Origin of the sequence: Cyanobium sp. N5-Cardenillas (assembly GCF_024345515.1) — a bacterium.
In the GTDB taxonomy this organism is placed as follows: domain Bacteria; phylum Cyanobacteriota; class Cyanobacteriia; order PCC-6307; family Cyanobiaceae; genus Cyanobium.
This window is the reverse complement of record NZ_JAGQBG010000050.1, coordinates 1-15,383: the sequence shown is the minus strand read 5'-3', so window position 1 is coordinate 15,383 and position 15,383 is coordinate 1. Positions and strand designations below refer to the sequence as shown.

The 15,383-nt window shown below is 69.6% G+C and carries 13 protein-coding genes; all 13 read right to left on the bottom strand.

Annotation, left to right across the window (positions count from 1 at the left end):
• Positions 1 to 326: hypothetical protein (locus KBZ04_RS06000; protein ID WP_254991029.1), on the bottom strand; the 326-nt coding region annotated here is incomplete at its 3' end.
• Entirely contained in the window at positions 323 to 2,176 is a 1,854-nt protein-coding gene (locus KBZ04_RS05995) for a polysaccharide biosynthesis protein (protein ID WP_254991028.1), read from the bottom strand. The genes KBZ04_RS05995 and KBZ04_RS06000, both read right to left, overlap by 4 nt.
• A gap of 388 nt (positions 2,177 to 2,564) precedes the next feature.
• Entirely contained in the window at positions 2,565 to 3,503 is a 939-nt protein-coding gene (locus KBZ04_RS05990; protein ID WP_254991027.1) for an MraY family glycosyltransferase, read from the bottom strand.
• A complete protein-coding gene (locus KBZ04_RS05985; protein WP_254991025.1) occupies positions 3,500 to 4,411 on the bottom strand; it encodes a hypothetical protein in 912 nt (303 codons plus the stop codon). The genes KBZ04_RS05990 and KBZ04_RS05985 overlap by 4 nt, the downstream gene beginning before the upstream one ends.
• A 17-nt stretch (positions 4,412 to 4,428) precedes the next feature.
• Positions 4,429 to 5,163, bottom strand: coding sequence for an ElyC/SanA/YdcF family protein (locus KBZ04_RS05980; protein WP_254991024.1), 735 nt, complete (start codon positions 5,161 to 5,163; stop codon positions 4,429 to 4,431).
• A gap of 28 nt (positions 5,164 to 5,191) precedes the next feature.
• Positions 5,192 to 6,070, bottom strand: a complete 879-nt coding sequence (locus tag KBZ04_RS05975) for a glycosyltransferase (RefSeq protein ID WP_254991023.1) — start codon at positions 6,068 to 6,070, stop codon at positions 5,192 to 5,194.
• On the bottom strand, positions 6,067 to 7,818 hold the full coding sequence (locus KBZ04_RS05970; protein WP_254991022.1) for a carbamoyltransferase: 1,752 nt from the start codon (positions 7,816 to 7,818) through the stop codon (positions 6,067 to 6,069). Before KBZ04_RS05970 ends, KBZ04_RS05975 begins: the two co-directional genes overlap by 4 nt.
• 256 nt (positions 7,819 to 8,074) lie before the next feature.
• Positions 8,075 to 9,895 (bottom strand): asparagine synthase (glutamine-hydrolyzing), encoded by a 1,821-nt coding sequence (gene asnB / locus KBZ04_RS05965; RefSeq protein WP_254991020.1) that lies wholly within the window; start codon positions 9,893 to 9,895, stop codon positions 8,075 to 8,077.
• Positions 9,896 to 9,900: 5 nt separating this feature from the next.
• Entirely contained in the window at positions 9,901 to 11,082 is a 1,182-nt protein-coding gene (locus KBZ04_RS05960; RefSeq protein ID WP_254991019.1) for a glycosyltransferase family 4 protein, read from the bottom strand.
• Positions 11,079 to 12,113, bottom strand: a complete 1,035-nt coding sequence (locus KBZ04_RS05955; protein ID WP_254991018.1) for a GDP-mannose 4,6-dehydratase — start codon at positions 12,111 to 12,113, stop codon at positions 11,079 to 11,081. Before KBZ04_RS05955 ends, KBZ04_RS05960 begins: the two co-directional genes overlap by 4 nt.
• Before the next feature lie 115 nt (positions 12,114 to 12,228).
• A complete protein-coding gene (locus KBZ04_RS05950) occupies positions 12,229 to 13,071 on the bottom strand; it encodes a glycosyltransferase family 2 protein (protein WP_254991017.1) in 843 nt (280 codons plus the stop codon).
• Positions 13,068 to 14,525: a hypothetical protein gene (locus KBZ04_RS05945; protein ID WP_254991016.1), complete on the bottom strand. Its 1,458-nt coding sequence runs from the start codon at positions 14,523 to 14,525 to the stop codon at positions 13,068 to 13,070. Before KBZ04_RS05945 ends, KBZ04_RS05950 begins: the two co-directional genes overlap by 4 nt.
• A partial coding sequence (locus KBZ04_RS05940; RefSeq protein ID WP_254991015.1) for a glycosyltransferase occupies positions 14,522 to 15,383 on the bottom strand: 862 nt, incomplete at its 5' end. The genes KBZ04_RS05945 and KBZ04_RS05940, both read right to left, overlap by 4 nt.

The window sequence follows — 15,383 nt, the reverse complement described above, 5'->3', positions numbered from 1 at the left end:
TGCACGATGACCGCCGAGCGGGCCAGCACCCATACCAGGAGCAGGGTGCCGATGATCAATCCCCAGGCGGCGGGCCGGGGTTCAAGGTCCTCAAACTGATCCTCCATGCAGATCACCGCTCCCCCCCACACCAGCACGGCAAACACGGTGATGTGCTCGCTCTGGCTGCTCTGGAAGACGGCGATGTTCTGGATCGCCACGGCCGCAGCCAGGGCCAGCCAGAGATTGCGGGGGGTCGGAGGGGGAACGGCTGGAATGGAAGCCCGCCAGGACGGGGGAAGCTTCAGGAGCAGCGCGTTGATCAGACGCTTGGCGCTGTTGCTCATCGGGCCAGGGCGTCGACCAGGGGTGGGGCAGGCAGCCGTTCTTCTGGATCGTATTCCGGCACCAGTCGGCGCAGGAGCACGGCGGTCGTCGCCTCGTCCCAGTTGGCCAGGGCCTCATGCAGCTGCAGGATCAGGGGAAACAGTTGCTCGCTTTCGCGTCTGGGTTCGGTGGCCCTGCGGATCAGCGGGTGCTGGGTGGGTTGGTCGTCGGCGCCGATCAGCAGCTCTTCGTAGAGCTTTTCCCCTGGCCGCAGACCGGTGTACTGGATGGCGATGTCGCCGTCAGTGTTGTGGTCGTCCCGAACCCGCAATCCCGACAGTTCGATCATCTGCCGGGCCAGATCGGCGATCCTGACCGGTTCGCCCATGTCGAGAAGGAAGAGATCGCCGCCGATGGCCATGCCCGTGGACTGGAGCACCAGCTGGACGGCCTCCGGAATGGTCATGAAGTAGCGGGTGATGGCCGGGTGGGTGACGGTGACGGGCCCGCCTTTGGCGATCTGCTGGTGGAACAGGGGGATCACCGAGCCGGAGGAGCCCAGCACATTGCCGAACCTGACCATGGACAGAATCGGTCCGCCCGTTTCCACCTGGGAGGCGGCAGCCTGGATCAGCAGTTCGCAGATCCGCTTGCTGGCCCCCATGACATTGGTGGGACGCACGGCCTTGTCGGTGTAGATCAGGGTGAGTCGGCTGACCCCGGAGGCGAGGGTGGCGGCGATCACGGCCTCCGTGGCGCCGATGTTGTTGGCGATGCCTGCGCAGAGATTGGCCTCCACGAGGGGGACGTGCTTGTAGGCGGCGGCATGGAAGATGGTTTCCACGCCGTGCTGCTGGCAGAGCAGGGTGAGGCGGGAGGCGTTGCAGGCATCGCCCAGAACGGCATGCAGCTCAACACCGCCCGGCTTGGAGCTCAGCTCCCGCTCGATGGCGTACAGGGCGAACTCATTGCGCTCCAGCAGCAGCAGCCGGGAGGCACCGAGAGCCACGACCTGGCGACAGAGTTCACTGCCGATCGATCCGCCGGCACCCGTCACCATCACCACCTTGCCTTGGACACCGGCCTTGAGCAGCACCGGGTCGGGGTTGGAGGGCTCCCGTCCGAGGAGATCTTCGATCGCCACGGCCTGCAGGTCGGAAACGATCCTCTGGCCACTGGCCATCTGCGCCAGGGAGGGGATCGAGAGCACTTCCAGCCCCCTGTGGGTGAGCTGGTCAACCAGCAGACGCTTGCGGCGCCTGGACATGGCCGGCATGGCGAGCAGCACCTTGCGCACCCCATGGCGTTCGATCAGCCGGGGCAGCCGCAGGGGGGTGTGGATGGACATGTTCTGGAGCGTGCGGCCCTGAATCCCCTCGTCGTCGTCCAGGAAACCAACAATGCGGAAGCGGGGGTCGTTGCGCAGGGCCAGCAGCAGACCCATCCCGGAGGATCCGGCGCCGTAGATGAGGGTGGCCTCACCCTGGGAGTCTCCGGGGGTGTGGTTGCCGCGCTGGTCAAGGTGATGGACCAGGACGTCGCGCAGGACGATGCGACTGGCGATGGCCCCTCCCGTGAACAGCAGCCAGTAGAGAATCCAGAAGGATCGCGGTGGCTGGGGACCTCCGATCAGGGTGCTGCTCAGCAGCAGGATCAGCACCATCGAGCCCGAGCGGGGCACCAGTCCGTAGAGGGAATGGCTGCCGGCGTAGCGGGTGAGCCCCCGGTACCAGCCGGAGACCACAAGCACGGGCAGGCCTGTGATCACGGCCAGGGGCAACAGAAAGATCGTGGTTGGCAGAAACCCCCGGAGGGAGGTGGTGTCTGGCAACCGCAGAATGAAGGCCCCGAGGTAGGCCGCGATGATCATCAGACCATCAAAGACAACCAGCAGCAGCCTTCGGGCAAGCAGCTGCCTTTGCACATAACGAAGAACGGAGAGCTGGGGAATCAATCGTTCAGATCGCCTGAAATTGGCGCATCAGATAACGGCGTTTGAGATAAGCGGATCCAAGGAACATGTCAGTGGGGAAACTTCCTCGATGTGGAAGGCCCTGACGAGAAGTTGAATGGCCGATCCTGAAAGCTTGATGGTTTGGTGGTGTGACTAAGGAGGATCTGATGTCTTGGCGGTGATTGAACGCATGAGATTAACGCTAGCCAGTGATGCGGTCATCGACATTCCTGTCCAACGATGATGTGATGGAGGAATGGATCATGGACTTGGCGTGTCCTGTTGGACACACGTTACTGCCATTTCAAGGTGAGAAGGGCACGGCCTGGTGCCGATCCAGCCAGAGGCCAATGGCCAGTTGCGCCAGCAGCAGGCCGAGCTCCAGGGCCAGGCCCTGGAGGAGGAGGGCCCCGCCGAGCAGGGCGGTCGCGGCGATGTAGAGGAGTGCCACCCGGCTGTGGGGCCAGCCGGCCTGATGCAGGCGCTGGTACAGGTGCAGCCGATGGGCCTGGAAGATGGGCTGGCCGGCCTTCCAGCGGCGCAGAACGCAGAGACAGGGGTCACCCAGCAGGGGAAAGCCAGCCAGCAGCAGGCCCAGGGCCATGGCCGGGGTGGCCTGCTGCAGCACCATGCCGGCGATGACCGCCCCGAGGAACGTGCTGCCCACATCCCCCATGAACACCCGGGCTGGACTCCAGTTCCAGGCCAGGAAGCTCAGCAGGGCCCCGATCAGGGGAAGCACGCCGTTGCCGCTGATGGGAGCCATCGCCAGCGCCGCAACGCTCAGCAGCACGCAGGCGCAGCCGGCGACGAGCCCATCGAGGCCATCGCTGAAGTTGACGAAATTGATCACCGCCGTGACAGCGAACCAGGCCACCGGCATCAGCCACCACACCAGGGGCAGGGGGGTGATCGCCACCAGGGCCAGGGCCGTGGCGATCTGGATGCCGTAACGCCCTGCGGCCGGCAGATCGAGGCGGTCGTCCAGCAGGCCCACCAGGGCCAGCGGCAGGCAGATCAGGGGAATCCAGGCTGGCCAGCCCCCACCGGCCAGGGGAGCCAGGCAACTTCCGACCAGGACAAAGGCCAGGCCCCCGCCCCGGGGGGTGGGCAGCTGGTGGGAGCTGCGGGCGTTGGGCTGATCCACCAGCCCGCGCCGCAGCAGCGGCAGCAGCAGGTGCAGGATCACTGCCCCCAGGCCCCCGCCCAGCAGCAGAACAGCAGGGCCATGCAGGGCGGTCATGGCACCAGCGGCAGCACGGGGAAGGGTTCGGAGGAACCTCCCAGGAGGTGGTGGGCCGGTGTGAAGCCGGCCAGGTCGGCGCCCATGCGCAGCACCGCTTCGAAGCGTTTCGGGGACAGCAGCAGCAGCGGCGAGGCGAGGGACAGGAACAGACGCGGCGGCAGGGCCACCAGGCGGCAGCGGCGAGCCCGGTCCCCCGGGTCGGTCGCGTCCTGCAGGCGCCGGAGCATGGCCGCATAGGTCAGGGTGTCGTCGCCGCCGAGGGGGAGATGCACCGGCTGGGATGGGTCGAAGCCGTCCCGGGCCAGGCGGTCGGCCAGGTGCAGGGCCACCGCGGCCAGCTGGCGGCAGTGGATGGGCTGCCGCAGGCCCCCTTCGCCGGGTAGGGGCAGCAGGGGCAGGCGGCGCAGCAGCTGGCGCAGCCGGCTGAGGTTGCGGTCGCCCAGGGGGCCGGCCTGGCCATAGATGAGGGTAGGGGCCAGGATCCGCAGGGGTCGGGCGTGGGCGGCGCAGGTGCGGGTCAGCGACGCCTCCGCCTGCCCCAGCCGCTGCACCAGATCGCGGTCGAAGCGATTGGCGGCGAATCGCTTGGTGATCACCGAGGAGGAGGAGCAGGCAACCACCCCCAGCAGCCGGCCGAAGGCGGCCGGGTTGCGGCGGGCGCACCGCTCCAGCCAGGGGGCGAACGACCAGATCGGGGCGAAGCTCACCAGCAGTCCCGACGGCAGCTCGGCCCCGGCGCCGGTGTCCTCCAGGTCACAGCGCAGGAACGGCGGTGCTTCGCCGCTTCCGGCTGGCGGCAGCGGCGCTCGCCGGCCCGCCACCACCAGCTGCCGCCCTGCCGCCAGAGCGATCAGGGCCTGTCCGCTCGGGCTGGTGGCCCCGAAGAGCGTGATCGGCGCAGGCATGGGGGGGGGCAAGGGGATCAGACGCAGTCGTTGCCGTCGAGGCGGCCATCCCACCCAGTCAGGCGCCAGAGGGAGGCCCGCAGCTGGTCGCGCCAGAGGCGCAGCTGGGACTCGGGTCGCAGATCGCCCGTCTCGGCATCGGAGCTGCCCACCTGCCAGCCGGTCCCCGCATAGACGATCCGGGCGATCGCCAGGGTTCGATCCATGTGGGTCGGGGCGGTCACGATCGTGAGGCGGCCCTGCTTGGGCCATTTCTCCAGCAGCCTGGCCAGGTGGGTGACCTGCCCCACGGTGTCGCAGCCCGGCAGCAGCCGCACGATCCTGGAGGTGTCCCGCGGCAGGAGCTGGCGGTTCTTGAGATGGTTGTGGGTGATGGCCTGGTATTCGGCGTTGCCCTGCAGCACCAGATAGGCGCCCGGCCGGTCCCGCCAGAGCAGCAGGGCGGACTGGCTGCGCCAGGGATCCTCGATGAAGACGGAGATGACGTCCGGGCCCGTGGCGGGGCCCCTCGGGACGCTCGCCATGGCCTGCCGCGGGGGCCGGGGGGAGCCGCCCCGCGTCCCCTGCCAGGCGGGTGCGAAGAACCAGGCGAGGCCGCCGGCGACGCCCAGGGCCAGGATCCCCAGCCGGGTGCTGCGATGCCACCAGAGGCGATGGAGCAGCGAGCCCTCCCGCTGCCGCGGATGCTTTTTCCGGATCCGTTGCCGCCGCGGTTCCGGGTCGGCCCCTGGTGGCCTCTCCTCCTCGGGCAAGGGAATCGCTGCGCAGTCCAGGCCAAGCTTATCGGTCCCGTCCGGCGGTCTTCCGCCCCTGCCCCGCCCCGGGCCGGCGGCTCCAGAGACGCCGGACGTAGCGAAGGCCGAAGGGGACGACCCAGAACCACCCGAAGGCCCGGCGGTAGGCCAGGGCGACCTCCTGCAGACGCCGGCCGGTCTGCTGGCCGCTGGCCCCCGCCTCCCCCATGTGGACCAGTTCCAGGTCCAGGCCCCGGGCCGTCAGGTCCAGGCTGGCGCTGAGGCGCAGGAAGTAGTCGAGGTCGGCGGAAAGGCGGAAGGGTTCGGCGTAGTGATCGAGGCGACGCCGGGCCCCGGGGCCGATCAGGGTGGCCTGGTGGGGGGGGGTGGACCCCAGGAACAGGCTGAGGCGGAAGGCCCCGCAGCTGGAGAAGGCGGTGCGCCGCCCCAGCCGGGTGGCCCCGTCCGGCCCCTTTCCCGCATAGCGGCCGCTGCAGACAACCAGATCCGGTGGCTCCCCCCCGCGGGGCCCCCGCCGGGTCGCCCCCATGACCTCCTCCAGGACGGTGCGGGAGGGCGCCCAGTCGTCACTGCCCCAGAACAGCAGCCAGTGCTCCGGAGGGGTGGCCCGGAAGCCCTGGTTCATGGCACCGAAGATGCCGGGGAGCGCAGGATCCTGGGGTTGCCAGGTGAAGCGATGGTCCCGGTGGCAGAGGGCTTCCAGCCAGGCCCGGTGCTCCGCTCCGCTGGGCCCGTCGATGAACAGCACCCGCCAGTGGGGCCAGCTCTGGCGCTGCAGGGAGTTCACCAGCCGCGGCAGCAGGTGGTGGGAATCGAGGGTGGGAACGATCAGGCTGAGCCCCCGGGCGGCACCGTCGGGCGGCGTGGCGCCGGTGGCGGGGCCGGGTGGCGGCGTGGCGCTCACCCCTGACGGCGGACCAGCACGTCGCCGAGCACGAGCAGGTCCATGCGGGTGCGCAGGAAGCAGTCGAGGGCCTGGGCGGGGGTGCAGACGATCGGTTCGTTCTCGTTGAACGAGGTGTTGAGCACCATCGGCACGCCGGTGAGGTCGGCGAAGGCGCGGATCAACCGGTAGTAGCGGCCGTTGTCGACGGCATTGACGGTCTGGAGCCGGCCGCTGCCGTCCACGTGGGTGACGGCCGGGATGCGGGGGCGCTGCTCCTCGCGGATCGGGTACACCTGCATCATGAAGGGCACCTCCCCGTCGAGGCTGAACCACTCCCCCACCGCCTCGGCGAGCACCGAAGGGGCGACGGGGCGGAACGACTCGCGACGCTTGATCTTCAGGTTGAGGATGTCCTTCATGTCGGCGCGTCGGGGGTCCCCGAGGATCGAGCGGTGCCCCAATGCCCTGGGTCCCCACTCCATGCGGCCGTCGAACCAGCCGATCACCAGCCCTTCGGCGATCGCTGCCGCCACCTGCTCGCAAAGGTCGCCTTCCGCCGGTCGCTGCAGGCTGCATCCGGCCTGCTCCAGGGCCGCGCGGGTCTGAGGGTTGGCCAGCAGGTCCTCCACCTCGCCGGGGGCCGGCTGGCTGCCCAGGTAGGCATGGCGCATCGGCGTGGAGCGGGGCCGGCCCAGGCCGTGCCAGATCTCAAGGGCGGCGCCGAGGGCGCCCCCCGCATCGCCGGCGGCGGCCTGGACATAGACGCGCCGGAAGGGGGTGGCCAGGGTCACCTTGCCGTTGGCCACCGAGTTGGCGCCGCAGCCCCCGGCGATGCAGAGCTGGTCGCTGGGGTGCCTTCGGTGCAGGGCCCGCAGCAGGTGGAAGAAGGCCTCCTCATACATCGCCTGGGCCGAGCGGGCGATGTCCATGTGGTCCTGCTCGAGGGGCTGGTCCGCCCGGCGGGCGGGGCCGAGCAGGGCTTCCAGCTCCGGGCTCCAGTGGCTGCCCACCACAGGAGCCCCGTTGCTCCACTGGTGGGGCAGCTTCTGGGTGGCGTGGAGGAAGTAGCGCAGATCGAGGCGGTAGGTGCCGTCGTCCTGCAGCCGGACGATGCGGCGCATCGCCTCCATCCGGGTGGGCTGGCCGTACGGCGCCAGACCCATCACCTTGTATTCGTCGCCGTAGTTCGGGAAGCCCAGGTACTGGGTGATCGCCGTGTAGAAGGCGCCAAGGGAATGGGGGAACCAGATCTGGCCGTCGATGCTGAGCCTGTTGCCCTCGCCATGGCCCCAGGCCCCGCTGGCGAAGTCGCCGAAGCCGTCCACCGAGATCACCGCCGCCTCCTCGAAGGGGGAGGCGAAGAAGGCCGAGGCCAGGTGGGCACGGTGGTGCTCCACGAAGTGCAGCTGGGCCCGGATCGCTGCCCCCGGGAAGGCCTGGGCCAGCTGCTGGCCCAGATCGGCCCGTTCCCGCTTGTTGCGCCAGCGGGCGACCAGGAAACGGGGATCCGGGCGGTGTCCCAGGGTGTAGGCCACCTTGCGCCAGCGGTGGGCCCCCGGCTGGGAATTGATGGCGATGTGGTCGAGGTCGGCCGGTCCCACGCCGGCATCGGCCAGGCACCAGGCGATGGCCTGGGAGGGGAAGCCGGCCCAGTGCTTGATGCGGCGAAAGCGCTCTTCCTCGGCGGCGGCGACGATCACCCCGTCCCGCACCAGGGCGGCGGCCGCATCGGCGTGGAAGGCATTGATGCCCAGGATGAGCGTCATGGAGCGGCGAAACCGGACGGCGGGGGCGGGGTGGCGCTGGTGGCATCGGCCAGCCTCGGAAGGGTCCGAGGATCCGCGCACCGTGGCAGCGTCATGGAGCCGGGAGGCTGGCTCTCAGGATCGGATCGGCCTCGACAGCCCCGAACGGATGGACGAAACAGAGGAGCCGGTGGTCCGGCGGCTTGGGCATCCAGTCGCCGCCGGATCCTAGGGGACATTTCCTGGGGCAACCCTGGGACGTGCGCCAGCACGTCGTTCACGGGCGTGGGGCCGCGGACAGGCTGACGCCGAGGTGCACCTCCAGCCAGTGCTGCAGCACCATCAGGCACCAGCGCCGGTACCAGGGGGCCAGGTCGATGCCCCGGGGCGTCGAGGGCAGGCGCAGGGCCAGGGGGGAGGCCGGGTCGTCGAGCCACAGCTGGAACGGGAAGCGGAACCCCTGCTTGGGGCGGTTGAGGAACCAGCCGGGCAGCTCCGGCAGGCTGTCTGCCAGCAACTGTTTGCCCTCCGCCAGCCGCAGGGCGGCGGGGATCGGCGCCAGCCGGCGCTGAAGCTGCGCATCCACCAGGGGCAGACGCAGTTCCAGCCCGGCGGCCATGGCCATCACGTCACTGTCCGGCAGCAGCTGGTTGCGCAGGTAGCGGGTGCCCTCCAGCCAGGCCACCCCTTCCCGTCCCGCCGGCGCTCCAGCCCCGGAGGCCTCGACGGCCGCCGCTGCGCCACCCGAGGGGCCGAGCCCCCAGTGCGCCAGCAGGCGATCGGTTTCGCTGGGGGAGAACAGACCCCGGAAACATCCGTAGGCCCGGCCGAGGTCGGCGGGGGCTTCCAGTAACCCGCTGATCCGCTGCAGCCTGGCGCGGCGGCCCTGGGGCAGGCGTTGCAGGATCCAGGCCACCGGCGGTCCGGCCGGGCCGATGCGGCGGCGCCAGCGGTGCAACTTCGGCACCATCCGGAAGCTGGGGTAGCCACCGAACAGCTCATCCCCGCCGAGCCCGGAGAGAGCCACCTTGAGCCCGTGCTCCGTGGCCAGGCGGGCCACGCACCAGGTGTTGTACCCGTCGATGGAGGGCTGGTCCTGACTGGCCAGAAAGGCGGGCAGCCACTGGCGGGCCTGGTCGGCCGTGAGGTTCAGGGGCGTGTGGTGGGCCCCGAAGTGGGCGGCGATGCGGGCCGCCGGCCCGGATTCATCAAAGCCGCCGGCCCCTGCCGCCGCGAAGCCGATGGTGAAGGTGTGCAGGCCCCGGGGGGCCAGGGCCAGCAGGGAGGCGGAGTCGAGTCCGGCGCTGAGGAACAGCCCCACCGGCACATCGCTCACCATGTGGGCGGCCACCGAGTCCTCGAGTGCCGACCGGGTGAGGGCCACGGCCTCGGCCGCCGTCATGCCGGTGGTGGTGTCGGCGCGTTCCAGGCGCTCCGGCAGGGGCCCCCAGGGATGCACGGCCAGCGCGCCCTGGTGCCAGGTGGCGGCGTGGCCGCTCGGCAGCCGTTGAACACCCGCCACCAGGGTGGCGGGCTCGCTCACCGATCCGGTGGCCAGGTAGCGGGCCAGGGACTGGCGATCCAGGCTGGGCCGGTCCGCCTCGGCCGCCAGCAGGGCCCGCAGTTCCGATGCGAAGGCAAGGGAGCCCTCCGGCCCGCTGCGCAGGTAGAGGGGCTTGATGCCGTGGGGATCGCGGGCGAGCAGGGCGCGGCGCTCGCGGCTGTCGTACAGGCAGAAGGCGAACATGCCGCGCAACGCCGCCAGCCCGTCCCGTCCCCAGCGGACCAGCCAGGCCAGCAGCACTTCGGTGTCGCCGCTGCCCCGGAACTGCAGCCCCTCCGCTTCCAGTCGCCGGCGCAGCTCGCCGTGGTTGTAGATCTCGCCGTTGAAGACCAGCTGCCAGCGGCCGCACGCGGAGGCCATCGGCTGGTGGCCCAGGGGGGAGAGATCCAGAATCGCCAGGCGCCGGTGCACCAGGCAGGCCCCGGCGTCCTGCCAGACGCCGGCATCATCCGGTCCCCGGTGGGCCAGGCGTGGGCCGACCCTGGCGGCGAAGTCGCCCGGTTCCCGGCCCAGCTGGCCCGCGATGCCGCACATCGTCTTTAGGCCTCCAGGTGGGCCAGGAAAGTGCGCCGGGCCGCCTCCGGGCTGGCCTGCTCCCGCACCCAGGCCAGCGCACCTGCGGAGAGGCGGTCGCGCTGGCCGCGATCGGAGCCGATCGCCGCGATCGCCGCCGCCATGGCGGTGGGCTCACCGGCCACCAGCTGGCCCGTGAGGCCGTCGATCACGTAATCCTCCGGCCCCCCGCAGCGGGTGCTGACGACCGGGACGCCGCAGGCCATCGCTTCAAGGGCCGCAATGCAGAGGCCCTCCTGGTGGGAGGGGATCACGAACAGATCCAGGCCCTGCAAAACCTCCGCCAGGGCGCTGGGACCCAGGCAGGGGTGGCACTGCACCCGGCCGACCAGCCCCATCGCCGCCAGCTGGTCATCGAGACGGTGAACATCCTGTTCGCCGGCCAGGACCAGCTCCACCGGTCGGCCCGCCGCGACGAGCCTGGCCACCGCCTCCAGCAGCAGGGTGATCTGCTTGCGCGGGTCGGCGTAGCGGCCGGCGAAGCCGATGCGCCAGGGCACAAGCCGTTCAGGGGCAGGGAAGAAGACGGCCGGATTCACCGGCATGCGCATCACCCCGTCCATGGGGCGGTGGGCGATGGCGGCCAGGGCTGTGGCCGTGTAGCCGCTCAACGCCAGGATCCGCCCCCGGGGGGCCTGGAGCACCTGGCGTTCCAGCCGTTTCAGCACCGGCCCGTTGAGGCCCCGGTCGAGCAGCCGCCTTGGCCTGGAGAAGCGTTTGACGCGGTCGACCCGGTCGTCCTGCCAGGGGGTGGCCACCCAGGCCAGAAAGGGGATCCCCAGTCTGGCGAAGGGGGTGGCGCAGAGGGGATTGCCGGTGACCGACAGGTGCAGGTCGCAGCCGGCGATCAACTGCCGCCAGGCGCGCCTGGGCAGGTAATGGGTGAACTCCAGCTCCGGCAGCCAGGCCCCCAGGCCATGGCCTTCATGGTCGCCGTAGACGCGGCGCTGCAGCTGGCCGGGCCGCCGGCCGCAGGGGACGGCATGGAGGGGAACCGACAGCTTCGGATGGGTGCTCCAGGGGGCATACCAGGCGAAGACAGGCTCGATGCCGAGCTCCTCGAGCATCCTGGCGACGCAGGCGGTCATGGCCGGAACCCCCCCATCCACCGGCTCGATGGTGCTGATCAGGGCCCGCGGCCGGCTCATCGGTTAAGCCAGCCGAACAGGTCCCGGTTGTCACGCACCCAGCGGATCAGGTGCCGCACGCCCGCATCAACACTGATCTCCGGTGTCCAGCCCAGCTGCTCGGCGGCCTTGGTGACATCGCAGATGAACACGGGCTGGTCGCCGGGCCGGGACTGGCCGCTCAGGGGGCTGAGCGTGATCGCCAGCTCTTCTTCGAGGAAGCGCAGCAGGTCGCGCAGGCAGAGGGTGTTGGCGGGGCCGCCGCCGATGTTGAAGGCCTGGCCGCTGATCGTGTCGCGATGGTCCCAGGCGGCGGCGTAGGCCCGGGCCAGGTCCCGTACGTCGAGCACGTCCCGGGTCTGCCAGCCGTCGCCGTAGAGGGTAATCGGCCGCTCCAGCAGGGCGGCGATGCTGAACCAGGCCACCCAGCCCTGGTCCTCGATGCCGAACTGGCGGGTGCCGTAGATGCAGGACTGGCGGAAGGCGCAGGTGTGCAGGTCGTAGATGCGGGCGTAGTCGATCGTGTACTGGTCGGCGACCCCCTTGGAGCAGCCGTAGGGAGAGTGGAAATCCAGGGGCTGGCTTTCGGGCACACCGGCGGGGAGATCGCGGAAGCGGTAGCCGTGGGGGGTCATCTCCACCGGCACCGATTCCATGCCGCCATACACCTTGTTGGTGGAGGCGTAGAGCACGAAACTCTCAGGCGAATGGAGCCGCACCGCCTCCATCACGTTGAAGGTGCCCAGGGCGTTGATCTCGAAATCCTCCCTGGGGTTGGTGTAGGAGGTGGTGACCGCCACCTGGGCCGCCAGGTGCAGCAGCATCGAGGGGCGCAGGTTGGCGACCACCTCGGCCAGGGCGTCCGCCTGACGGATGTCGACCCGATGGAAGGCGATGGCGGGATGCTTCTCCAGCAGCCAGCGGAGGTTGTCCTCGGTGCCCCGGCGGGACAGATTGTCGAGAACCGCCACCTCCCACCCCAGGGAGGCGAAATGCTGGGCGGCATTGACGCCGATGAAACCGGCGCCGCCGGTGATCAGGATCGAAGGCATCGAACAGTGGGAGGCGGGGGAAACGTCGGGGACGGGGCGGGCGGGGGAGCCTTCCGATCGCGAAGGATGGGGCTGAGCCGGAGAGCGGGACCGCCTCCGGCAGTCAGGGCGGACCTTAATGCAACATCCAGATCCTGCGGAATCGCGTGTCCTGTGAAGGCGGTGTTGACAGGCTGGGGTGATCGTCCAGAAGCATCAGATGCAGCAGCAGTTCGGCATACATGCGTTGCTGGGCGTAGGCCCAGCCGCGCCAGCCATCCAGCACGCCCCCCTTCCAGAGCAGGCAGAACAGCAGGGCTGCAAAGGGGGCCAGCGGTGTGTGCTTGCGCAGGCGATCCGCCAGCGACAGCTCGCGTGACGGAGTGGCCCGCAGTTTGGCCGCCTCGATCGCCAGGTAGGTCCCCTGGGAGGCCAACCAGCGCTGCAGGGGTTTGCGGTCGTCGTGGAAGATCGGCTGGCGCAGTGGTTTGACGGGGCCCGACAGGACGATGCGGTGCCCATGGCCGTCGTTGCGGTAACGGCCACGGCCACGGCGATAGAGGCTGATCCGCGGCGGCAGCAGCCCGCTGCGCAGGGGGCGGCCACCGATGCAGTAGCGGAAGGGGATGGAGAAGCCTGCCACCGGCGCGTTCTGGGGATCCCGGATCACTGACTGGATCTCGCTCGCCAATGACGGCGGGATCAGGTAGTCGGCATCCAGGCTCAGAATCCAGGGAGTGGTGATCTGATCCAGCCCGAACTTGCACTGGTCAGCGAAGCTGTCGAAGGGCCGGTGCAGCACCCGGACGCTGGCATGGTCGGCGAGAATCGCCAGGGTGGCGTCGCTGCTGCCACTGTCGATCACCAGGATGCAATCCAGCCAGCGCAGGTGATCCAGGGTGCGGGCAATATTGGCCTCTTCGTTGTAGGTCAGGATCAGGGCGCTCAGCTGACCTGATGCAGCCTCCGGCAGGCTCATGCCAGGGGTTGGGAGGGTTGCTCCAGCAGCAGCTGGCGCTGCTGCTGCTGGTGTTGCCAGAGGGCCCACTGCTGCTGTTGCTGGGACACCAGGCTGGGAATGGCCAGAAACGACCCCAGAGACAGGCTCATCAGAATCAGCACGAAGGGGTCGCCGTAGAGCTGGGCGGCGGAGAAGAACGCCGGCACGTTGGCCAGGGCGAAGGACAAGAGCCCCATCAGCAGGGCGGAGGTGGACTGGGGCAGCTGCTTGAGCAGGCGGAAGTTGCGCAGCAGCACCAGGCCCAGCAGCACCAGGATCACCCCGAGGATCACCATGCCGGGGATGCCGAGTTCCAGGATCAGGCGTCCCCCGCCACCCTCGGAGACGAAACCGACGCTCTGGATGGCGTCGCGGGCGGCATTCTGGACGAGGCCCCCCGTGCTGGCGCCGGCACCCACCCCCATGCCGATGCCATCGGACACCTGGATGGCCCTGAGGGTGGCGCCGATGCCCTGGGAGTCGAAGCGCTCGACCAGATCCTGCTGGATGGTGAGGGAGCGGTTGGTGTATTCGCCGAAGTTTTCGCCGAGATTCTCCGAGAGAATGAAGGCATAAAGGGGGTAGGAGATGCCTGCCACGCCGAGCACGCTGGTGATCACCCGCTCCTTGGAGGCGGGGCTGGCCCGCCGGCTGAACAGCAGCAGGTAAACGGCCACGAAGGCCATGATCAGCACCTGGGCCTTGCGGCGACCGGTGAGGATCGTGAGGAAGGCGAAGCCAGCCGCCATCAGCAACAAGCCGAACTGGGTGGTGGGTTTCTGGCTGGCGAGGGCCATCGATGCGGCGATGCAGGCGGCGGCGGAAAGCTGCCAGGAGGCGATTTCACTGGTGCGCCAGAACCCCGAGGCCCCCTGGGCCGAGAATCCATAGCGGAAGGTGATCAGCAACCCCTCGCCAACTTCCCGGAGGGTGGGATGGTCGACGCCCTGGAAGCTGAGGTACACGGTGACCGCCACCACCGCCGAGCCGACCAGATAAAGCGTCAACAGACGTTTCAGCAAGGGCAGGTTGCATCCCACCTGGAAGCCGACCCAGAGCCCGAAGGCCGGAGCCAGATAGAAGGCGGCGCCGATCGCGGTGAGCCGGATGTCGGAGAAGCGGGCGAAGCTGTTGAGGCTCTGGAGCGCGATCAGGCTGAAGTAGATCGTCACCCAGCCATCGAATTGCGGAACCGTCCAGAACATCGCCCGCAGGTTGAAGCGCCCTGCCCGCTCCAGGAGCACCACGCCGCAGAGCGCGAACCCGATCAGCACCAGGCCGACCATGTAGCCGGGCTGATCAGGCGTGATCTTGCGCAGGGGATCCTGTACGAAGCCGATGATCAGCGTGACCATCAGGCCGGAGCGCCAGTCGCCGTCCAGGAGCACGGCGGCAAGGGCTCCGAAGAGCACGATCAGCAGCAGGATGGTCATCGGCCGGCGGAAGAGGTCAGCACCTGGCGGTAGGCGTCACGCAGCTGAAGGGCGATCGTGCTCCAGGAAAAATCCGTTTGCGCCAGGTTAAGCGCGGCAGCTCGCCTTGACAGGGAAGGACGCACCAGGGCGGTGGCCAGGGTCAGCGCCAGGGCTTCCGGGTCGCTGGCGCTGACCAGGCCGGCGCCGGCACGGGCCACGTCCGCCGCCACAGCCACCTCGGGGGACAGGATCACGGGGGTGCCGGCGGCGAGAGCTTCGACGGCCGCGATGCCGAAATTCTCCGCCGCCGACGGCAGGACATACCAGTCGGCCGCCGCCAGGGCCCGCCACTTGGCCTCCCCCGCCACGAACCCCAGCCAGCGGCAGCGCGCCCCAAGGCCCAGCCCCCTGGCCCGCTCCTGCAGGGCGGCGACGTAACGGGGCTCTCCGTCGCCGGCGATGGCCAGGTCCCAGCTGGCTTCAGGTCGCCGGTGCAGCAGCAGGGCCAGGGCGTCCAGCAGGTTCTCCAGCTGCTTCTTCGGGTGCAGCCGGGACAGGAACAGGAAATGGACCGGCGCCGGGCTCCGGTGGTCCGCCGGCTGGGCCGGAAGGTCAGGGCCGCGCACCCCCAGGGGCAGCACCAGGCTTGGCGGCACGAGGCCAAGGCCGGCGGCTTCGTCCCGTTCGGCCCTGGTGGTGAAGTGCAGGAGGGCCGCCCGTTGCAGGTTGCGTCGCTCGATCAGCCTCAGCATCAGGCGTTTGCGGCCGCGGCTCTGGGCCAGGCTCCACGGGCTCAGCTGGCCGATGCTGCGCAGGATGTAGGGAACACCCGCCCAGCGGGCCTGGGCCATGGCGCTGGTGGAGGGGTAGGAGAAC

Coding starts and splice junctions, on each gene's coding strand:
- KBZ04_RS05995 (WP_254991028.1), bottom strand. CDS start 2,176: ATGATCATCGCGGCCTACCTCGGGGCCTTCATTCTGCGGTTGCCAGAC.
- KBZ04_RS05990 (WP_254991027.1), bottom strand. CDS start 3,503: ATGACCGCCCTGCATGGCCCTGCTGTTCTGCTGCTGGGCGGGGGCCTG.
- KBZ04_RS05985 (WP_254991025.1), bottom strand. CDS start 4,411: ATGCCTGCGCCGATCACGCTCTTCGGGGCCACCAGCCCGAGCGGACAG.
- KBZ04_RS05970 (WP_254991022.1), bottom strand. CDS start 7,818: ATGACGCTCATCCTGGGCATCAATGCCTTCCACGCCGATGCGGCCGCC.
- asnB (WP_254991020.1), bottom strand. CDS start 9,895: ATGTGCGGCATCGCGGGCCAGCTGGGCCGGGAACCGGGCGACTTCGCC.
- KBZ04_RS05960 (WP_254991019.1), bottom strand. CDS start 11,082: ATGAGCCGGCCGCGGGCCCTGATCAGCACCATCGAGCCGGTGGATGGG.
- KBZ04_RS05955 (WP_254991018.1), bottom strand. CDS start 12,113: ATGCCTTCGATCCTGATCACCGGCGGCGCCGGTTTCATCGGCGTCAAT.
- KBZ04_RS05950 (WP_254991017.1), bottom strand. CDS start 13,071: ATGAGCCTGCCGGAGGCTGCATCAGGTCAGCTGAGCGCCCTGATCCTG.
- KBZ04_RS05945 (WP_254991016.1), bottom strand. CDS start 14,525: ATGACCATCCTGCTGCTGATCGTGCTCTTCGGAGCCCTTGCCGCCGTG.